Annotated in this window: 15 protein-coding genes; 11 read left to right on the top strand and 4 right to left on the bottom strand. The window is 60.6% G+C overall.

The genetic code is table 11. The features are described from left to right. Positions 1-15 precede the first annotated feature (15 nt). The 3 genes from VGL38_00705 (at position 16) to VGL38_00695 (ending at position 4,469) form a co-directional block, all read left to right on the top strand. Positions 16-1,332 carry a peptide MFS transporter gene (locus VGL38_00705; protein ID HEY3293936.1) on the top strand — a complete coding sequence of 439 codons (1,317 nt, stop codon included), beginning with the start codon at positions 16-18 and terminating at the stop codon, positions 1,330-1,332. 78 nt (positions 1,333-1,410) lie between these two features. Next, complete coding sequence (locus tag VGL38_00700) at positions 1,411-1,878, top strand: DinB family protein (GenBank protein ID HEY3293935.1); 468 nt, start codon at positions 1,411-1,413, stop codon at positions 1,876-1,878. Between the two features lie 152 nt (positions 1,879-2,030). Continuing rightward, a complete protein-coding gene (locus VGL38_00695; GenBank protein ID HEY3293934.1) occupies positions 2,031-4,469 on the top strand; it encodes a S8 family serine peptidase in 2,439 nt (812 codons plus the stop codon). 257 nt (positions 4,470-4,726) lie between these two features. Here VGL38_00695 and VGL38_00690 read toward each other — a convergent pair whose 3' ends face one another. From VGL38_00690 to VGL38_00675, 4 genes are read right to left on the bottom strand one after another with little or no spacing between them, the layout of a single operon-like run. Further along, a complete protein-coding gene (locus VGL38_00690) occupies positions 4,727-5,905 on the bottom strand; it encodes a hypothetical protein (protein ID HEY3293933.1) in 1,179 nt (392 codons plus the stop codon). A gap of 35 nt (positions 5,906-5,940) precedes the next feature. Further along, positions 5,941-8,010 carry a copper-translocating P-type ATPase gene (locus VGL38_00685; GenBank protein ID HEY3293932.1) on the bottom strand — a complete coding sequence of 690 codons (2,070 nt, stop codon included), beginning with the start codon at positions 8,008-8,010 and terminating at the stop codon, positions 5,941-5,943. Positions 8,011-8,054: 44 nt separating this feature from the next. Continuing rightward, entirely contained in the window at positions 8,055-8,231 is a 177-nt protein-coding gene (locus tag VGL38_00680; protein HEY3293931.1) for a YHS domain-containing protein, read from the bottom strand. A gap of 3 nt (positions 8,232-8,234) precedes the next feature. After that, positions 8,235-9,377, bottom strand: a complete 1,143-nt coding sequence (locus VGL38_00675; GenBank protein ID HEY3293930.1) for a metallophosphoesterase — start codon at positions 9,375-9,377, stop codon at positions 8,235-8,237. A gap of 267 nt (positions 9,378-9,644) precedes the next feature. Here VGL38_00675 and VGL38_00670 point away from each other — a divergent pair, with 267 nt between their 5' ends. The 8 genes from VGL38_00670 to VGL38_00635 all read left to right on the top strand — a co-directional run bounded on the left by VGL38_00670 (position 9,645) and on the right by VGL38_00635 (position 21,445). Beyond that, a complete protein-coding gene (locus VGL38_00670; GenBank protein HEY3293929.1) occupies positions 9,645-10,196 on the top strand; it encodes a LemA family protein in 552 nt (183 codons plus the stop codon). Between the two features lie 121 nt (positions 10,197-10,317). Then, a complete protein-coding gene (locus tag VGL38_00665; GenBank protein ID HEY3293928.1) occupies positions 10,318-10,683 on the top strand; it encodes a GIY-YIG nuclease family protein in 366 nt (121 codons plus the stop codon). Continuing rightward, the gene (locus tag VGL38_00660) at positions 10,680-11,774 is read left to right on the top strand and encodes a M48 family metallopeptidase (GenBank protein HEY3293927.1); all 1,095 of its coding nucleotides are present in this window, start codon (positions 10,680-10,682) and stop codon (positions 11,772-11,774) included. Before VGL38_00665 ends, VGL38_00660 begins: the two co-directional genes overlap by 4 nt. 219 nt (positions 11,775-11,993) lie before the next feature. After that, positions 11,994-12,497 carry a transposase gene (locus VGL38_00655; protein ID HEY3293926.1) on the top strand — a complete coding sequence of 168 codons (504 nt, stop codon included), beginning with the start codon at positions 11,994-11,996 and terminating at the stop codon, positions 12,495-12,497. A gap of 174 nt (positions 12,498-12,671) precedes the next feature. Continuing rightward, positions 12,672-15,158, top strand: a complete 2,487-nt coding sequence (locus tag VGL38_00650) for a SpoIIE family protein phosphatase (protein ID HEY3293925.1) — start codon at positions 12,672-12,674, stop codon at positions 15,156-15,158. 3 nt (positions 15,159-15,161) lie between these two features. Continuing rightward, positions 15,162-17,804, top strand: coding sequence for a PP2C family protein-serine/threonine phosphatase (locus VGL38_00645; protein ID HEY3293924.1), 2,643 nt, complete (start codon positions 15,162-15,164; stop codon positions 17,802-17,804). Between the two features lie 84 nt (positions 17,805-17,888). Continuing rightward, on the top strand, positions 17,889-19,859 hold the full coding sequence (lysF, locus tag VGL38_00640; GenBank protein HEY3293923.1) for a homoaconitase: 1,971 nt from the start codon (positions 17,889-17,891) through the stop codon (positions 19,857-19,859). Positions 19,860-20,005: 146 nt separating this feature from the next. After that, entirely contained in the window at positions 20,006-21,445 is a 1,440-nt protein-coding gene (locus tag VGL38_00635; protein ID HEY3293922.1) for a DUF4886 domain-containing protein, read from the top strand. The last annotated feature ends 129 nt before the right edge of the window (positions 21,446-21,574 follow it).

The raw sequence follows: 21,574 nt of genomic DNA, 5'->3' as shown, positions 1-21,574 counted from the left end.
CACGGAGATCACACCATGACCCAGAGTTCCACTCTCACTGCGGTCGCTCCACCTGTCAAGCACAAACACCCCGCCGGATTGTATGTGCTGTTCTTCACGGAAATGTGGGAGCGTTTCGGTTTCTACTGCATGCTCTCCATTCTGTCGCTGTACATGAATGAGAGCCTCGGCTTCAGCACCGCCACCGTGGGCCAGATTTACGGCGCGTACATTGCGCTGGTCTATTTCACACCGCTGGCCGGAGGCTTGCTGGCCGACCGCTGGCTGGGTTTCAGCCGGGCGATTCTGCTCGGCGCGGTGTTTATGGGCGCGGGCTATTTCCTGCTGGCGCTGCCGCCGCTGCCCGCATTCTTTGCGGGGCTCTCCTGCGTGATCATCGGCAACGGACTGTTCAAGCCGAACATCTCCACGTTGCTGGGCAATCTGTACCGCGACCGTCCCGAGAAGCGCGACGAAGCTTACAATATCTTTTACATGGGCATCAATGTCGGCGCGCTGTTCTCGCCGCTGGTGGCCTCGTACATGCGCACGAATTTCGGCTGGGGCTTTGCCTTTGCCGCGGCGGGTGTGGGAATGTTCGTCTCGCTGATCCTGTTCTCGCTGCTGCGCAAGCATGTCGCTATAGGCGAAACCGGCAACCTGAATGCGGCGTCGGCTCTGCAGGAGATGGTGCTGACGCCCGCGCAGGAAAAGCGGCGGATCGGCGCGCTGCTGTTGGTGTTTGCCATTGTCACCGTGTTCTGGATGGCCTTCCATCAGAACGGCCTGACGCTGACCTTCTGGGCGCGCGATGCCACCGCTACCAAACTCAAGCCGGAACTTTCGCAGGCAATCAATCCGTTCTTTGTGTTGGCCTTCACACCGCTGTTGGTGGCCGGTTGGGGACTGCTACGCCGCCGGAAAAATGAACCGTCCACCGCGGCTAAGATCGGCATCGGCATGCTGCTCACCGCCGTGGCCTATACCATTATGACGGTTGCCGCCTTCTCCGGCGGGGACACAGGCCGCGTGAGCATTAACTGGCTGATTTCCACCTATGGGGTGCTGACGCTGGGTGAGTTGTGCCTGTCGCCGATGGGATTGTCGCTGGTCAACAAGCTTGCGCCGGCGCGGATGCGCGGCCTGCTGATGGGCGGATGGTTTGCCGCCACAGCCATCGGCAACTATCTGAGCGGCTTGGTGGGCAGCTTCTGGGATCAGATGGCGCACAGCACGCTTTTCATAATTTTGCTGGTAGCGTCCCTTGTGGCGGCGCTGGTGCTGTTTCTGGTGCTGAAGCAGATCCGTCCCACCATTCAGGAAGCGGAGCAGATGGCGTTGAAGAAAGGATGAAGGATGAAGGCGGAAGGATGAAGGAGATCTCGAAGACCCGAAAGAAATACTCGTCATTTTTACATAGGACAATTGCTGATGAATAAGCAGACATTGGACCGGGAGTGGAAGTACTTTTACATGGTGCTGGGCGTCAGCCGCAAATTGGTGGACCAGATTCCGGAAGACAAAATGGACTTCCGACCCACGCCGGAAGTGCGCAGCGCGATGGAACTGATCACGCACGCCTTTAACTTCTTGGCCGAATCGGTGGAGACCGTGACCGCTGGCCGCCATATCGATCACAAAGAGCCGACCTTCGACAGCAAGGCGGCGCTGATGACATGGATGGATGTTCAGGTCGCCGAGGCGTTTGCGGGTTTCGCCAAGCTCACCGACAAGCAGCTCGAAGCAAAGATTGAAGCATGGGGAGAGACCTTCAGCGGGTGGCAGATGCTGGACTTTGCCTATCAGGAACACCTGCATCACCGCGGCCAACTCACCGTGTATCTGCGGCTGATGGGCATCGAGCCGGTGTTCATCTATGACTTCAGCGAACAGCACTGAATCTAAAAACCAAAAGTATAAAAAGCCAAAAAGCCTCAATGAAGACGCCAGTACAGCGGATCGCTTTCCGATCCGATTTTGGCTTTTGACTGTGAGTTCGGACAGAGAGTGAGTGCCACGATGAATGGATGCGGATGCGGCGGGAGACCTGCATGAAACACCTTGCGTTGGTTTTTAGTCTTGTTTTGCTTTACGTGAGCTTTGGGCAGGCGGGAACGCTCAGTCCGGGGCTCGATCAGGTCTTCACCGGCAAAGGCGCAGGGGAGACTCTGCCCGTGCTGATTGTGCTCTCGGACCGCGTGCAAGCCCCGGGCATTGCCGACCGCATGCCGCGCCTCGGACTCAACCTTGCCGAGATTCATCAGGTGGTGATGGACTCGCTTCAGATGCGCGCCGCCGCCACGCAGGGTGCGGTGCTGAAGTCCCTCGATATTCTGAAATCCAGCGGCATGGCAAAAAACGCGCGCGCTTTGTGGATCGGCAATATGATCTCCGCCGAGCTGACCCGCGCCGGGGCCGAACTTGTGGCGAATATGGCCGAGGTCAGCGAGGTCGGTTTAGATGAAACCGTGGCCGTGCGTAAGCCGGTGGAGAGCGCTCCCGCCGAAGCCATGCGTGCCCACGTGGAAGATGCTCTGCTCCGCGCCGGAGCGCGCGACGCGTGGCAGCTTGGGTTTGATGGCCGGGGACGGACCGTGTGCTCCATCAGCGACGGTGTGGACGGCACTCACAGCGCCCTAAGTTCGCACTGGAAAGGCCGGGGCGGCAGTGCCGCGCAGGGCTGGTATGATCCTTCCGGCAGTGGCAGTCCGGCATCGTGCGGCGGCGAAGGCACCCAGATGGCAGGTGCGCTCTGCGGTGCGGATGCGGCGGGTGACACCACCGGCATCGCTCCGGCGGCAGCGTGGATTGCCGCGCGGCTCTTCTGTGGCGCGACGCGGCTCTCCGACGTGCTGCTGGCCCTGCAATGGGCCGTGGATCCCGATGGCCAATCCTCCACCTTTGCCGATGTGCCCGATGCCATCTGCAACGCGTGGGGTATAGAGACTCCTTGCCTGGGCGCGCTTCCACCCAGCGCCTTCGAAGCGGTGGCCAATGCCGAAGCTCTGGGGCCGGTTTTGATTTTCGCCGCGGCAAACACGGGAGCGGCAGGTTCGGGCTCGGTGCGCGCGCCGGAATCTTTGGCCGAATGTTTTGCGGTGGGAAATGCGGACACGCGCGGCGCGAGTGTGGATGTCGCGCCGTCGTCAGGCAAGGGACCGTCGCCTTGTGATCTGTCACTTATCAAGCCGGATCTGGCAGCGCCGGGCACGGCGGTGCGCACTACCGCCAAGTCCAACGGCTACACCCGCGTGAGCGGCACCACGGTGGCGGCGGCGTACGCCGCAGGAACGGTGGCGCTGATGCGGCAGGCCAATCCGAATCTTTCCACCGATGAAATCAAACGGCTGCTGCGCACTTCGGCTACGGATATGGGTGCGCCCGGTGAAGACAATGCGTCCGGTGCGGGACTCTTGAATGCAGGCCGGGCGGTAAATCTGGCGCTGAACAGCGGGCCGAGCGGAACCATTGAAGGCGTGGTGCAATACGGCGGGCAACCGATTTCCGGCGCGGAGGTGATGCTCACGAGCGATCTGGGCACGCAGACGGCCACGGCGTATGGCGGCACGTTCCGTTTCGATCATGTGGTGGCCGGGCATAGCTACGCGCTCCGCGCCGGGCGATTCGGCTTCCGCAATTTTGTGCGCTATGATTCGATTTCCGTAAATGCCGGACTGACCACCACCACGGTGATTGCCCTCGAACGCGGCTTTGAGGATGATGCCACGCAGGACCAGGGATGGAGCCTCGGGGTGGAGGGTGATAATGCTACGGGCGGCGTGTGGGTGCGGGCCAAACCGGTAGGCTCAACTTATCAAGGCTCGCAGATTCAGCCGGACAATGACGCGCCGCCGCATGACGGCTACTGCTTTGTCACGGGCAATGCCAGTTCTCCCACCGCCGATGCCATGGAAGCGGACGTGGATGGTGGCCGCACCACGCTGCGCTCACCGCAGTTCAATTTGAGTGAGCTGTCCGATCCCGAATTGAAGTTTGCCTACTGGTACAGCAATGACAAAGGCCCCAGCGCGGGTTCGGATTTCTTCCGGGTGCAGATCTCCAACGACGGCGGTGCAACGTGGGTGAACATCATCAACACCGCGGCGTCCACACACGGCTGGCGTACGGTCAAGGTTCCGGTCAGCAATTTCCTGCTACCCACCGACCGCATGCTGCTGCAGTTTCTCGCCGAGGATGAAGGCCCCGGCTCGCTGATCGAAGCGGCGGTGGATGACATCTCGATCATCGGCGCGCCCAGCGTCCCCGAGCCCCCGCGTGATTTGACCATGGACGTGCAGTTCGATCAGGTGATGCTCAAGTGGCGGCACTCGGACGGGGCCTCGCTCTACCGCGTATACGTTTCGGGTGATCCGAACAACGTCATCACCCCGGAAAACCTCTACACCACCACCGGCGACACCACGCTCTCCGTCCCCATGAAGGACATCCACTTCGACGAGTTCTACTTTCAGGTGACGGCGGCGAAGTAAAGACAAGGGGCTTAAGCCCCTTGCCCACACGCCTACTAAGCGCCACGCTCCTGCGTGGTGCGCACAGGGAATCCAGCACGCGGACGCGGCCTTACTCATTCCCCTTGCCCCCCGCTGAAGCGGGGGGAGTCTCCGAGCCTTCCCCCTTTGAAAAAGGGGGAATCAGAAGGGGGTTCTTTCTGAGCAACCACCCATACAAAGCGGGCGAACCCTTTCAGGTTCGCCCGCTCGTATTAGGCCTGCTGCAAAAAAAAAGTTCAGCGCGAAATCAATCGCAGATCCAGCGGATAGTTCTGCTGACTGGCAATGGAGAGCGTGGTGTCCAATGTGAAGTAGCCGGACCGGATGGCGATGACTTTTACCCGTGTCAGCGACAAGGTGCCGAGGCTGTTTCCGCTGGCGCCATAGTTGGCAATGGTGGTTCCGGCGGGAGTCGTCAGCGCAAAACTGCCGTCGCTGGGCGTGCGGACCGCGGCGTCGGTGGTGCTGAGCACATCAGGATTGGAGACGTTCTTCAGCAACGTTACGCTGCGGTCGAAACTTGAGACCTGCAGGCGCAGCGTGTACAAGCCGTTGGGACGCGACCCGAGACGGAAGATAGCCGTGCGGTTGCCCGTGCCGAAGGTGGCATGGACAATGGAATCCGTGCGGCTGCTGCCGGGCCATGTCAGCGTCAACAGGGTGGACGCGGTCTCGTGCAGGCCGTACGGCACCGTCACAGAATCGGTGGCCGGATTGGGATAGGCCTGGCCGAGCTGCCACGCGGGCACGCCGGGCGCGCCGCTGCAAGGGGTACAGGTGAAGTGCAGCGCGGTCTGGCTGGAGCCGGGCGGCACATCCACCACTTGACTGGTGTAGAGCACGCTGCCATCGGAACAGTAGATGCGGCAGTAATAACGGTTGGGACTCAGCACGTCGCCGTTGGTGGAGAAATCGCGGGTCATGACAAACAGACCGGCGCCGATTCCCTCGGCCACACCGTTCACCGGAAACTCGGTCAGGTTCACCGTAAACGGCGGCTCGCCGTTGGGACAATCCGGCGGATCGGCGCAGAGCGGCGGCTGAGGATCGGTGCTGTCCGGGCCGCTGCTGTTGCGGTCCCAGAAGATCTTGACCATCACGCTGTCGGAAAGCGGCGTCGTCCCACCACATTCGGTATACAGCACCTGGTCGGCATCATAAAACGTAACCGACGATGACACCATCGGCGCGGCGGGCGAGTTGGACGGTTCGGAGAACTGGTAGACCAGATGCAGGGCCACATCATTCAGCGGGTTGCCCGCAGCATCCTTGACGGTGCCCGCAATCCGCGCCATGCCCTGCGGGATGGTATTGCTATCCGGCGGCGCTGTGGGGTTGCTTTTTTTGGTACAGGAGGCCGTGCCGAGGGAGATCGCCAGCAGAAAAAGAAACAGAAATCGCGTGGATGTGGACATGGGACACCCGGGATAGGACAACGGGCAAGGAAGATTCAGAGGGCAGCGCCGCTTCTCAGCCGCAGGCTGTTCATCACCACAGAGAGGGAGCTGACGCTCATGGCGGCGGAGGCGATGACCGGACTTAAGAGCAGGCCAAAGGCGGGATAGAGGGCGCCGGCGGCGACCGGCACACCGATGGTATTGTAGAGAAAGGCCCAGAACAGATTCTGCCGGATAATGGCGCGCGTGCGGCGGCCCAGATCAATGGCTTCCACCAGCCGCGTCAAATCGCCGCGCAATAGAGTGATGTCCGCACTTTCCATCGCAATGTCGGTTCCTGTGGCCATAGCCACGCCTGCATCGGCTTGTGCAAGTGCCGGAGCATCATTAATTCCATCCCCCGCAAACAGCACGCGCTTTCCCTGCGCCTGCAAATCTCTCACGATCTTCACCTTGTCCGCCGGCAGCACGGGAGCATAGACCCGCTCGATTCCCAGCTCGTTTGCCACGGCGCGCGCCGTCTCTTCCCGGTCGCCGCTGGCCATGATGATGTCGATCCCCATCCGCCGCAGGCTGTCGAGGGCCGCGCGGGTGGTGGGCCGCACGGGATCGGCCACGTACAGCGCGCCGATTTCCTGACCGTCCCGGGCCACGCGAATCTCCGTGCCGTTCCCGTTGGAACGCGCGCTTCCCACGTGAATGCCATTCTCTTCGAGGAAGGCGCGATTGCCGACGGTGACGGTGGTCCCGTTTATTTGCGCGCGCACCCCGCGTCCGGTGACAGTTTCAAAGGCCTCGGCTTTGGGCAGGGCGATCTGCCGCTCGCGGGCAGCATCGAGCACCGCCTGTGCCAGAGGATGCTCGGAGAAGGCTTCCACCGCCGCGGCAAGAGACAGCACATCCTGTTCGCCCGCGCCGCCATTCGCATGGATGGACACAATCTGCGGTTTGCCCAGCGTCAGCGTGCCTGTTTTGTCGAGCACCACCGCTGTGGCGGTGGCGACATGCTCGAGGGCTTCGCCGTTGCGGATCAGAATTCCCATCTGCGCGCCGCGCCCCACGGCCGTGGTGACGGCCATGGGTGTTGCCAGTCCGAGCGCGCAGGGGCAGGCAATGATCAGCACGGCCACGGCATTGACCAGGGCGTGCAGCGCGCGCGGATCCGGTCCCCACAGCGACCATGCCGCAAACGTGATAACGGCCACGGCCATCACCGCCGGAACGAAGATCGCTGAAATACGGTCGGCCAGCTTCTGCACCGGGGCGCGCGAGGTCTGCGCCTCACCCACCAACCGGATGATCTGCGCCAGCAGCGTATCTTTGCCAAGTTTCGTGGCCCGGACTAACAGCGTTCCACCGCTGATGGTGGTGGCGCCAATCACCGCATCCCCCGCCGTCTTGCGCACGGGCGCGCTTTCTCCGGTGATCATCGCTTCATCGGCCAGTGCGCTGCCTTCCACCACCACACCGTCGGCGGGAATCTTCTCGCCGGGCTTGATTCGCAGCAGATCATCGAGCCGCAAGTTTACCAGCGGCACCTCGATCTCCTGTCCGTCCCGCACCACATGCGCGCTGTGGGCCTGCAAGCCGGCCAGACGGCGGATGGCCTGTGAGGTTCTACCCCGCGCCACCAGTTGCAGCCATTCCCCGAGCAGGATCAGGGTGGTGATCACCGCCGCCGTGTCAAAGTACACGGGCAGCATCCCGTGAGCCGATGGCGCGAAGGTCTGCGGTGCAACCAGCACCGCTATGCTGAACAGAAAAGCCGCACCCACGCCAATGCTAATCAGCGTGTACATGTTCGTGGAGTGGGCCTTCAGTCCGGCCCACGCGCTGTAATAGAACGGAATCGCGCCCCACAGCACCACCGGCGCAGTCAATACGGCCTGCAGGAGAGCATTCAGCCGTGGCGCAAGCATTCCGTGAAAGGCCGGAACCATGTCGAGCATGGACAGTGCCATCACTGGCACGGTCAGGACCAGGCAAACCAGAAACCGCCGCCGCAGATTGCGGGTGTGAGAAGATTCTCCTTCCGTCTCGGCGCCGAGAGCGGCGCGCGGTTCCAGCGCCATGCCGCACTTGGGGCAGACGCCGGGCTTATCCGACACCACCTCGGGGTGCATCGGGCAGAAGTACTCCGCCGCCTCTGCCTCTTCTGCGGCGGAGTCTACAGTTTTGGGAAGGTGCCTCCGCCGGCGAAGGACTCAGGGTTTGCCTGAAATTTTTCCTTGCATGACGCCGAGCAGAAGTAATAGGTTTCGTCTTTATAAGTCGCGGTATACATGGCGGAAAGGGGGTCCACCTCCATCCCGCACACAGGATCTAAGGTCTTGCGCGCTTCCATCGGTTACTCCAGAGTAATCAGGACGATTTCCGGCGGGGCCTTCAACCGCATGGGCGGACCCCAGTTCCCGATACCGTCCGAAACAATAATATGGCCGCTGCCGTCCAAGCTGTAATAGCCGTGCTGGAAGCGGTATGTAGCTTTGGTCAGAAGTGTAAACGGCCAAATCTGCCCACCGTGGGTATGTCCCGATACCACCAGGTCCGCTCCCGCTTTGCCCGCTTCGAGGGCTTCATGGGTTTCCGGCTGATGATTCATCAGAATCACCGACTTGTCGGCAGGAATATCCGCGAGGAACTGTGTCACGCTGGGACGTGAGCGGTGCATCGAGATTGCCGTACGGTCTTCGATGCCGGCAATCACCAGACCGTTGGGCAGTTCCACCTTTTCATTCATCAGCATCTGTATGCCCGCCGCCTTGCAGAAGGCCAGTGCGCCTTCCAACCCGGCATAGTACTCATGATTACCGGTGGTGCCGTAGATTCCCAGCGGCGCCTGCATGAGCTTGAAGGAATCGACAAGATGCATAATGTCATCGGCGCTGCGGTCCACGAGGTCACCGGGAAGCAGGATAATATCCGGCTTGAGGCTCATGATCTGGCGGGACATCCGGGCAATTTCCTTGGGGCCGATAATTACCCCGGCGTGAAAATCGGAGGCTAAGGCAATTCTCAGGTGCCGCAGTTCCGGGCTGGAGTGCTTGACCGGGACCTTAACCTCGATCACATTTGCCCGCCCGAAGGCATTTTTGATCCCCCAGGAGCCGAGGAGGACCGCGACGCCAATTACCGTGAGGGCCGAATAGCGGCCAATGGCAAGGATGGTGGCTGGATCCAGCTTGCCCCAGAAGCCCGTGAGCAGCAGAATCAGCTTAATGACATAGAAAAGCAAAGTCAGCCAAAGTAATTCCCACATCAGCCCCAGCCAAACCGATGATATCCAATGCATAGCGTGGACAAGCGGCTCGGGCAGATGCCGCTCCCAAACCCGGGCTAAGATATAGGAAACCGCCAGAAAGACAGCCAGAAAGCGTAAGACCCACAACAGGGTGGGGTCTGAAATGGCAAAGGCGGAAACTAATCGGGCATACAGAAACCAGTGAATCAGGCCGAGAATGCCGATCACAGTGACCAAAAATGGAATCATGACAACAAGGTTGAGTTAAAGTTGGATGAGCTGCGCTCCGCTTACCCTTTGCAGAAATCCGTGAATTTTATATCTTGGAGTGGGCACCTCGCTTGGGAGTCGCGCTCTGCGCTCTATCTTAAAGATAGGGGTAACTGATGAACAAACGCAAGCTCAGCTATTTAAGTTTCCCCGGATTTCTTCAGAAAACGCTGAACGATAAATGATGAACGATGAAGCAGTATCAGACGTTCGCCTGTTCGCGTCTTTACCCTTTGGAGGCTTGATATGTTCGGCCTGATATTTCTGGCACTGATCGTGTTTCTGGTGCTGTGGGCGATTGGCCTGTACAATGGACTGGTGCGGATCCGCAATCAGGTTCGCAACGCGTGGGCACAGATCGATGTGCAGCTCAAGCGGCGGCATGATCTGATCCCGAACCTTGTGGAAACCGTCAAGGACTATATGTCCTACGAGCAGGAGACCTTGACCCGCGTGATCGAAGCCCGTGGCAAGGCGCTCGCGGCGCAAGGGGTGGCGGCGGTGTCCGCGGCGGAAAACCAACTGACCGGCGCGCTCAAGTCTCTGTTTGCCGTGGCGGAGAACTATCCGCAGCTCAAGGCCAACGAGAACGTGCTTAAATTGCAGGAGGAGCTGTCCTCCACCGAGAACAAGATTGCCTTTGCCCGGCAATACTACAATGACTCGGTGATGCGCCTCAATAACCAGATCGAGATGTTCCCCTCGTCCCTCTTTGCCAATACCTTCAACTTCCAGCGCGAGCCGTTCTATCAGGTCCCGGACGAAGAGAAGGAGCCGGTGAAGGTGAATCTGCGGTAGGTCGTCTGCGACGCCATCACCCACTGGTTTGTCATTCCGTTTCCCTGCGTACTCGCAGGGAAACGGAATCCCTGACAACGCCAGCTTCTTCCCCTGGAATGTAACGGGCAGCGGAGGGACAATGGGTCTCTTTTCGATGTTCGACCGCGTGTTCTATGTGTATATCCTTGCCTGCAAGTCGCGCCGGCTGTACATCGGGGTGACAGGCGGCTTGCGGCGGCGTGTATTTGAGCATAAATCCAAGGCATTGGTCGGGTTCACCAAGCGCTACAACATTGACCAACTCGTGTACTATGAAGCTTACAGATATATCCATAACGCCATCCGCAGGGAAAAGCAGCTTAAGAACGGGCCACGAAAGAAGAAGATCGAATTGATCGAGAGCACGAATCCCGAATGGAAGGATCTTGCCGCAGATTGGGCCGAAGAAGAAGCCGCTGTGGTCAGGGATTCCGTTCCCTTTCGAGTACAAAAGGGAACGGAATGACAAGTCCTTCCACCGTCTGTCCCCATTGCGGCAACGAGGATAACGCGCCGGGAGCCCAGATGTGCTCCCTGTGCGGCGAAGTCTTTCCCGATGCGGCGCGGAAGATCGAGCGTGAGCATCCGCCGCTGTTCCATTACCGCAAGGACTTTGCCAAGGAGATCCGCGACAACAAGCTGAACTCCATCGCGCTGATTATCGGCTTTCCGATTCTGCTGACCATGCTGGGCGCGGCTTTCGGCATCTGGTTCCATGTGGGGATCTGGGGAGTTTTCGGCGCGCTGCTGATCGGCCTGCTACTGGTGTTCACCTCGTTTTTCAGCGGCGATCAGACCATTCTCGAGGTCAGCGGTGCGCAGGAGGCCGATCCCGACCGCGACCGGCAACTGATCAATGTGGTCGATGAGATGCGGATTGCGGCGGGGCTGCCCATGCCCAAGGTGTACATCATCGACAGCGATTCGGCCAATGCTTTTGCCACTGGCCGCGATCCGGACGATGCCACGATTTGCGTGACACGCGGCCTGATGGAGACCTTGAACCGCGAGGAGTTGCAGGGTGTCATCGGCCACGAGATGAGCCATGTGCGCAACTGGGACATCCGCTACATGATGCTCGTCGCGGCCATGGTGGGGGCAATCATTCTGATCTCCGATCTGTTCCGCCGCGGCGCATTGTTTGGCGGGCGCGGCCTTGGCCGGGGGCGGGACCGCTCCTTGAGCGGTGCGTTATCGGTTGTCGCGCTGCTGCTGGCAATTCTGGCTCCGTTCATTGCCCTGCTGCTGCAAATGGCCGTCTCCCGCAAGCGGGAATATCTGGCCGATGCCTCGGCGGTGGAATTGACGCGCAATCCGCTGGGCCTGGCCAGCGCTTTGGATAAGATTGAAGCCAGGGCCTTTATGGAGCCGCTGGCCACCGCCAGCAAAGCCACTCAGCACCTGTTCATTGTAAATCCCCTGCATTCCTTCACAGAGCACGCCACCGCGCTGTTCAGCACCCATCCCCCCACACAGGAGCGCATTCGCCTCCTGCGAGCCATGTCAGGAGAAATGGCAACGAATTTGTCTTCTTCCATGCAGGAACGTAAGCTATAGACGCTCGGCGTAGGGGCGGGTTAAGCGCAGGATCTTAGCCTCCTGAACAAAGCCGCCCGCGCAACCCTCCCGCGCAACCCTCCCGTGTATCACTCTGTACGCCGCCACCGGGCATCCTGCCGGGATCTTAGCGGGCGGGTTGCGCTTGTCGCAACCTCGGTTCTGTCACATTGCTCAGCTTAACCCGCCCCTACACCGGGCCGAGAAGAGGGGGCGCTCATGGAACACCTTGCGGCCAGACTAAGGCGCAAGCCACCACGTCATCCTGCGTTCGATTATGCTGCTCCGGGTGTGTATTTTGTTACCATCTGCACTCATGGAAGGGACTGCTGTCTGAGCGAGATTGCAGACAATGTAGCAGGGCTCACGGATATCGGGTGTGTAGTCGCCGCGTGCTGGGAGGCGTTGCCGCACCACTATCCGCATGTTGTGTTGGATGCATTTGTCATCATGCCTGATCATGTCCACGGATTGCTCAAGATGCGACCACCCGCTGAGGACTTCGCCACCAATCCGTGTGGTCCTCCAGTTTCAGAACTCGTCCGCTGGTTCAAAACTCAGTCGACCAAGCACATCAATCGGGAAGGTCTTCATCCAACGGAATTCCGCTGGCAACGAAGTTTCTTTGACCGCGTGCTGCGGAACCGCAAGGAGCTTATTGGAGCGAGGAAGTATATTCGCAATAATCCGCAGCGAAGAAACGTGGACGATACAAATTGCTGATCATATGAATTATCGCCAAGGGTCTGGCGCGGGTGGGTTGCGCCGGGATCCGTCATCGGCGTAAAAAAACTGTCGGTTGAACCCACCCTTGCGACAGTCACTAATTTTCGTATTATAGGATCACATATCATCTCCTCCAGATTCATAAAATTCTTCGTCGTCTTTATAGGCGGCGTGACGTTGACGCTGGGACTGTTGTTCATGGCGCGGGATACGACGCGCGTGTTCAACTGGACATCTTCCGGCTTTACCCTGTGCTCCATTCAGCAGGGGCGGGACAGCACGGTGACGTTCTTCAGCGTGGAAAAGGCTGACTTCACTGCACCGCCCTATCCCGCGCGCGGGGATACGATCCTGATGATCGGCGACTCCGCGGCGCTGGAAAAGCGGTGGGTTAACGCCCTCGAAATGCCGCACGTGCCCGGACGTGAAGTGCTCATAACCTTCCTCCACAAGGGCCAGGTCGAGAGCAGCGTGATTCGCACCCGGGCCAACTCGCCGGTCCTGGTGGCCACCGTGGTGGTGATGCAGGTGCTGCGGATTCTGATCTTCCTTGTGTTTCTTGCGCTCGGATTCTGGGCCTATCTCCAGCGCCGGGACAGTGCCGGAGTGCGGGCTCTGGCGCTCTACTGCTTTGCCATGACCACCTTCACGGTCACGGTGTTTATGCCGATGTACGCCGCCATGGCATCCTTCACGATTCCCGGCGAAGGGTGGCTGGCAGGAGTGCTGCGCACCGTCGGCGTCTTCTTCGGCGCCTACTGGTTCCTGCTGCAACTGCTGTTTCCGCGCCCGGCGCGGCTGATCGTCGCACATCCGTGGCGGACCTATGGGGTGATCTTTGTCCCGCTCGCGATTCTCACCGCCTTTACCTGGGTGCTGGCCTTCGTGTATCCGATGACTCAAGTGCTGTGGACGCGCCCCGCGTTCTATGCCATTGTCACGTCGCAGGCGCTGGCGGGACTCTATGTCTTGCGCCGCAACTACAGGCGCGCCGAATCCAACGTGGAGAAGCGCCAGACACGGCTGGTGCTGATCGGCTCGGGCGTCCCCCTGCTGGTGTTTGTGGTTTACCTGCTCGACTTTTACCGCATCATTCCGGGACTTCCGCGCCTGCCGCTGGTGTGGCGCATGACCATCACCGACGTGATCTTTGCCATTGTGCTGCTTTCCCCGCTCTCGCTGGCCTATGCCTTTGGCAAGTACCGGCTGCTGGAAATCGAGGGCAAATTGCGGCGCGGCACCCGGCGGATTCTGCTGCTGACCGTGCTGTTTGCCGCCGTGCTGGGTATCGCCTATGTGGGCAATCAGCTCATCCACCGGCACTTCTCCGAAGGCAGCCCCATTGCGGTGGTGGTGCTCAGTGTGGTGGTGATCGGCATGTTCCGCCTCGCCGAAATGGGCAAGCACGTGCTGGAAAAGCATCTCTATCCCGAACGGCTGCGGCTGCGCGCCATGCTGCATGACTTCTTGCAGGGCACCGCGGCCATTGCCGATAAGCGGGCGTTCTGGTCGCAGCTTGAAGCGCGGCTGGAAGAAGGCCTGACGGTGGACGGCGTCTATCCGGTGCTGCGCGGATCCACCAACGGCTCCTTTCTGCTGCGGGAGACCGGACCGACGCCCTTCCACATCGACAGCAGCCTGGTGAAGCAACTGATCGGCGATCCCCGTCCGCTGATGGTGGATGAAATCCTGAGTGGCTCCCGCGTCTCTCTTGATGTGCACGAAGCGGCATGGTTGATGCAACACCGCGTCGCGCTGGTGCTGCCGCTGATTACCCACGGCAACCTGATCGGCTTCATTGGTCTCGGACATAAGACCGAGCAGGAAGATTACGCCGCCGAGGAGCTGCGGATTCTCGATTCCCTTGCGCCGCAAGTGGCCTTGGCCAGCGACAACATGCGGCTGATCGAAGAGAATATCGTGAAGCGGCGCATGGAAGAAGAGCTGCAGATGGCGCGCCGCGTGCAAAAAGGGCTGCTTCCCAAAGAGCTTCCGCCGACGCTCGGCCTCGATCTGGCGGTTCATACCGATTTCAGTCTCGAAGTGGCGGGCGACTATTACGACGTGATCTGCTTCGATGATCAGCGCACCCTGTTTGCAGTGGGGGATGTGGCGGGCAAGGGTGCGGGCGCGGCGCTGCTGATGTCCAATTTGCAGGCGTCGCTGCGCGCGCTGGCCGGAGCGGACCTGCCGCTGACGCAACTGATCGGGCGCGTGAACATGCTGATCTATCAGAACACCGAGCCCGAACAGTTCATCACCTTCTTTGTCGGCATCTTTGATCCCCGCGACCAGACCTTGCGCTACGTGAATGCCGGACACAATCCGCCGTTCCTGATCCGCGCCGGCGGCGGCATCGACTATTTGACCGCCGGCGGATTGATTCTCGGCGCGTTTGATGATTCGCGCTATGAACTGGGCACGGCCCGGCTCGCGGCGGATGATGTGCTGGTGCTCTACACGGACGGCATCAGCGAGGCGATGAACGCCGCCGAGGAGGAATTCGGAGAAGAGCGGCTCAGCACCGCCGCCTGCGCCTGTGCGCCGGGCTCCGCCGAGCAGATTCTCAGCGAAATCCTCGGCCAGATCGTTGTGCATCGCGGCCAGCAAACCTACATTGAAGATGACCAAACCCTGCTTGTTGCCAAGGTAATTTAGTCTATGGTTTCGACCAAACAACTTGCCCGGCAAGCCGCCTGGGTGGTGGCCGCCCTGACCTTTCTCTGGATCGTCGCCAAGATCATCTACGGCGCGCAGGGACTGACGCTCATCCCCCGCTATGGCCGGATCAATACGGGCATTGCGCGCGCCGCGCTGAAGGACAAGGCGGTCCATATCATGGTCAACGGCAAGCCTGCCCTGGAAGATGCCGAGACTATCGCCGCGGCCCTCAAAGACACTGTGCTGGTGTTCACCACGGTCAATGCCCTCGACTTCGCGGACAGTCCGCCGCATCCGGCCAGCCGCGATACCATTTTGACCATTGCCGGCAAGCCGGCCACCGATTCCCTGTGGAAAGCCGAGACCAATAACCTCCATCCTGTGGGCTACGCGGTGCAGGTCACCTATCGCCATGGCGGTGAAATCCAGTCGGCGACGCTGGTCTCGCGCGCCTTTCCCCCGGACCGGCTGGCGGTGTTGTGGACGTTCCTGTGGCTGAGCGCATCGGTGGGACTGCTCTATTTTGTCATCGGCCTGTTCACGCTCTACAAGCAGGGGAATACTGAGCAGGCGATGGTGCTGGCGCTGCTCACTCTGGCGCTGTGCATGGTGGTGATGAACATTCTGCCGTCGATGATCCGCGGCATTGCCGGGGAGAAGCTTCCCGAAGTGGCCTGGGGTGAAGGCTTCTTCCGCTATGCGGGTGTGCTGGCAACCTTCGGCACCGCCTACTGGCTGCATCTTGCGTTCATCTTTCCCTTCGCGTCGCCCACGCTGGCCCGCCATCCGCTGAAAGCCTATATTCTGTGCTACGCGCCGCCTGTTCTGGGGCTGCCCGCCAGATTGCTGGGGCCGCGTCTGGCCGAAGGCACGGTGCTCGGATGGCTGGCGGGCGTTGCGGGATTTGCGATGGCGGTCCAGTTCATCGCCGCGATTGTTATTCTGCGCCGCAAGCGCAAACGCACCACCAACACGCTGGAACGCAGGCAGCTTAATGCGGTGTTCCTCGGCTCCATGCTCGGACCGCTGGTAATGCTGGTGCCGGTTCTCCTGATGATTGGGTACGCGCTGGTGGTACAGCGCGATACCGATATTCCCGAAACGGTGATTATCGGCGGCCTGCTCTTCTTCCTCTGTCTGGCGTTTCTGCCGATTCCGCTCTCGCTGTTGTATGCCTTCCGCAAGTACCGCATGATGGAAGTGGAACTGAAGCTGCGGCGCGGCACGCGCTTTGCCGTCACCACCGGCGGGCTGCTGCTGGTGTTCTTCGGCCTGCTTTACGGAATTACCAGCCTGCTGCTGCATACTCTTGCGGTGCACAGCGGCACCGCCGCGCTGGCAACAGGTCTCGTGCTGGCCTTAAGCTTTGCCCCCGTACAGCGCCGCACCCAGCGGCTGGTGGAACAGAAGATCTTCCCCGAGCGCCGGCGGCTGCGGGCCATGCTCGATACCATGATGGATTCCGCCACGGTGATGCCGGACCGCGCGGCCCTGTGGGGCACGCTGCAAAATGGTCTGCGGCAGGGGATGGGCATGGCGGGCGTGACCCCCGTGCTGTTCGATGAACGCGTGCGCGCTTTCCGGCTGGCTGACGGAACCGTGGTGCCGGTGAATCCCGATGGCGATTTTGCGGCGGCACTGTCCAAACAGCCGCGTCCGTGGCTGGCCGATGAGCTTCTGGTGGCCGAGCGCGTGCAGTTGTCGGTGCCGGAAGCCGCTTGGCTGCGCGAACAGCGTGCCTCGGTGCTGCTGCCGATGATTATTCACACGCGGCTCACCGGATTTTTGATCCTGTCCTTCACGCCCGAGCAGGAAGACATGGCGGCGGAAGACTTGAACGTGCTGGCCTCGGTAGTCTCACAGGTCGCCTTGCAGAGTGAAAACCTGCGGCTGCTTGAAGAGAATGTGGAGAAGCGCCGTCTGCAGGAACAGCTCGACATGGCGCGCGAGGTGCAGCAGCGGTTTCTGCCGCAGGTGCTGCCCGTTACGCCCGGGCTGCAGGTGGCTGCGCGTTTCCTCTCCAGTCTCGAAGTTGCGGGAGATTACTACGACATCGTGCCGCTCGCGGAAGGGCGCACACTGATTGCGGTGGGGGACGTGGCGGGCAAGGGCGCGGGCGCGGCGATGATCATGGCCAATGTGCAGGCGGCACTTCGCAGCATGGCTCACGCCGGTGTGCCGCTGCCGGCGATTGTCTCCGGCGTCAATGACGTGCTCTGCGCCAACACCTCGCCCGCGCAGTTCGTCACCTTTTTCGCTACGATCTACAATCCGCTCGATCACACCTTCGTCAGCATTAACGCGGGCCATAACCCGCCGCGCCTGGTACGCACGGATGGTTCCATCGTGCCGCTGACCGCCGGCGGCTTCTGCCTGGCGGTGATCCCTGAAGCGGTCTATGAAGAAGAGACCGTAACCGTCTCCTCCGGCGATATTCTGGTATCCTTCACCGATGGCGTGTGCGAAGCCATGAATGCCGCCGAGGAAGAATTCGGCGAGGAGCGCATCGCCGAACTCTGCCGTGACCGGTGCACCGCCGAGTGCGCCTGTTTGGTCGAGACCATCGAACGGGATGTGGTCACCTTCCACGGCTCCTCCTCCTTTGACGACGACTTCACCCTGGTGGTGGTGAAGGTGATGTGAACGCACCTGCTCTCAGCGTTTCAGTATTTCAGCCTTTCAGCATTTCGAAATGTCGCATCTCCCTCATATCATGGAGTAACACCCATGCCTCAAAACCTCATCGAAAAGATCGCCCAGGCGTTTGCTGTTGGGCTGGAAAACCGGCACGAAGTGCGCGCCGGAGATTATCTGTCGATCCGTCCCGCCCATGTGCTGACCCACGACAACACGGGCGCGGTAATTCCCAAGTTCAAAAGCATCGGCGCGGAAGACGTCGCCGATCCGCGCCAGCCGGTGTTTGCCCTCGACCATAATGTGCAGGACACGACGCCGGAAAACCTCGCCAAGTACGCCAAGATCGAGAACTTCGCGGCGGAGCACGGGATTGACTTCTATCCCGCGGGCCGGGGCATCGGCCACCAGATCATGATCGAGGAAGGCTATGCCTGGCCGTGCACACTGGTAGTGGCGTCAGACAGCCACTCCAACATGTATGGCGGTCTCGGCTGTTTGGGCACGCCGATTGTCCGCACCGACGCGGCGGCGATCTGGGCGACCACGCGCACGTGGTGGCAGGTTCCGCCTGTCGCGCGCGTGGAGCTGAAAGGCAAACTGCGCAAGGGCGTGACGGGCAAGGATGTGATTATCACCCTCTGCGGGATGTTCAACCACGACGAAGTGCTGAACCATGCGATTGAATTCACCGGCGACGGCGTAGCCGCATTGTCGGTCAGTGAGCGCCTGTCCATTGCCAACATGTCCACCGAATGGGGCGCGCTGGCGGGAGTCTTTCCTGTGGACCACACGACCATTCACTGGCTGCATGCGCGCGCGCATTTTGTGCTGAAGCGCGGACTGGAAGGCGTGCCGTCGGATGTGGACGCGCGCAACGGCGTGCATCCGCGGATGAACGAGGCCCGGATTGCCGATCTGGAATTTGATCCCATCGAGGCCGATCCTGATGCCGAGTACGCGGTGGACATCACGCTGGATCTGGACAGCGTGTCTCCCTATGTGTCCGGCCCGAATTCGGTAAAGGTCGCGTCCTCTGCCTTCGAGCTGCGCGAGAAGCAGGTGAAGATCCACAAAGCCTATCTGCTCTCCTGCGTGAATGGCCGCGTCGAGGATCTGGCGGAAGCGGCGGATATTCTGCGCTCGCACAAGATTGCCAAGGATGTAAAGTTCTACATCTCGGCGGCCTCGTCGGAAGTGCGCGCGGAAAGCGAGAAGCGCGGCGACTGGCACGTGCTGGTCAATGCCGGAGCGATTGTGCTGCCTCCCGGTTGCGGCGCCTGCATCGGACTGGGGGAAGGCCTGCTCGAAGACGGCGAAGTCGGCATTTCGGCCACTAATCGCAACTATAAAGGACGGATGGGCTCGGCCAATGCCTTGGCCTATCTGGCGTCTCCCGCTGTCGTGGCAGCTTCGGCGCTCTCCGGCTACATTGATCTGCCCGAACCGGAAGCGGCGGCCAAGCCCATCGGCGAAGTCCGCCCACGCAAAGGCAAAGCCAAGGCGCAGGGAGAGGTAAAAATCCTCCCCGGCTTTTCGGAAATCATTGAAGGCGAACTGCTGTTCTGCCATCAGGACAATCTGAACACCGACGGCATCTACCCCGGCAAGTACACCTACAAGGACGACATGACCCCGGCGCAGCAGGCGGCGGTGGTGATGGAGAACTACGATGCGGCCTTCGGCGACCTCGCACAGCAGGGCGACATTCTGGTGGGCGGATTCAACTTCGGCACGGGAAGTTCGCGCGAACAGGCGGCGACCGCGCTGAAATATCGCGGCATCGCCCTGGTGGTGGCGGGAACATTCAGTGAAACCTACAAGCGCAACGCCATCAACAACGGCTTTTTGGTGATCGAAGTCCCCGAGCTGGTGCGGCTGTTGAAGGACCAGTTCAGCAACGACCTGCCCACCGTGCGCACCGGCATCAGGGCCCGGATTGATTTCCGCAAAGCCACCCTCGAAGCCGATGGCAAGGTCTACTCCATCCCCCCTGTCGGCGCCGCCGCACAGGAACTGGTGCTGGCCGGAAACCTCGAGAAGTGGGTGGAAGAACGGTTGTAGAGCCGCAGCCCGTGACATTGAACTGCCCTGAGATGGTCATCCTGCAACCCGTGCCCCCCTTGTCATCCTGCATCCCGTCTTCGGGATGCAGGATCTCTCGGGAAGCGGCGGAGAAGAGAGATCCTGCATTTGAAGACAAATGCAGGATGACAAGGTGGAAGGACGAAGGCACCAACGGTCATTCGAATCCACACCATAACAAAGTGCGTATCCATATGCAATGGTTAGGTCTTTGTCTGCTCCTCTTCACGTCCACGCTGTTTGCCCAGGAAGCCACCATCTCGGGCCGCGTGCTGCGGCGCGGAGTGGTGCCGATGGCACAGGCGCACGTCCGGTATACCGGACCGGGAAACACCGTCTATGAAACCGTGACGGACAGCGCGGGCTTTTACCGGATTGAAGCGATTCCTTTATCTGTTCCCGAACAAAGCCGTCCGCGCAGGGGCGGCTTTGTTTCTAAGGTGACCAACAGTGTCGGGGCCTCGCGCGGTTTCTATTTTGTCTCGGACAAGCCGCAGGGCCGCGCACAGATCTTCGACATCCTCGGCAGGAATGTGGCTTCCCTCACCTTGCGGCCGCAGCAAGCCGCAGATAGCTGGATCAACACCGGGTTCTGGAATGGCGTCAGTGCAGCGGGTGTCCCGGCGGCGAACGGCATCTACTTTGCCGTGGTGCTCGGTGATCCGGAACAGCGCGCCCTCAAGTTCATCCACCTGCGCAGCGGCTCCGAAGGTCCGCCGCCCCTGGTGACTGGCAGCATTCTGCAAGCTCTTGGCGCGGGCGGCGAACGACGTTCGCGTGCTCGGCGGACGCTGGACGATGCCTTTACCGTAACCCTTACTGCCGATTCTTTCGGTGGCCGCTTTGCGCCGCGCACGTTGGCGCGCGACCTGCACGACGGCGACAACGGCGAGGTGGTGGACACGGTATTCTCGGCGGTGCCGCACAGCATTCTGTTTGTGGGCAACAGCTACACCTATTTCAACGGCGGCGTGGACGTGCATCTGCGCAATCTGTTGCTCGCCGCGCATCCCGACTCCGCTCCGGAAACCTCGAGCGTCACGGTGGGCGGCTATACGCTGGGCGATCATTGGAACTACGACGCCACTCGCGCCGCCATTGCCTCCGGACACTGGGAGATGGTGGTGTTACAGGAGCAGAGTCAGCGGCCTCAGCTCGAACCCGATTCCTTCTATTACTTTGCGCGGCTGATGAACGGCGCGATCCTGAATGTCCGTGCCGAGACCGCCTTCTACATGACCTGGGCCCGGCAGTTTGATCCGCCGATGATCGAACCTTTGGCAGCGGCATACGATTCCATGGGCCGTGAACTCGGTGCACAGGTCGCACCCTGCGGACGGGCTTTTCAGCGCGTGGCCACCGAAGATACCACGATCCATCTGTATGAGTCGGATGGCAGCCATCCCACGGTATGGGGCACCTATCTTGTGTGCTGCGTGTTCTATGCGGCGCTGTTCCACGAAAGCCCCGTCGGCATCAGCTACGTGAATGATCCGCGCATCAGCGATCCACAGCGCGCCTATCTGCAGACCGTGGCCTACGAGACCGTGCGGGCTGCCCCGTAATGGCATGGTCATGCCGGCAAATCGGGCTGAGGACTTTTTCGCTTTTTCGGGGTTCTCCCATTGCTTTTGCCACAATTCGTGCTTAACATATGTGCATAGAGCCGAATACGGCGGATGTGTTGCTGAAAA

The organism is bacterium (assembly GCA_036504735.1).
Classification (GTDB): domain Bacteria; phylum Electryoneota; class RPQS01; order RPQS01; family RPQS01; genus DASXUQ01.
The sequence above is the reverse complement of the archived record's forward strand: the minus strand, read 5'-3'. Positions and strand labels throughout refer to the sequence as shown.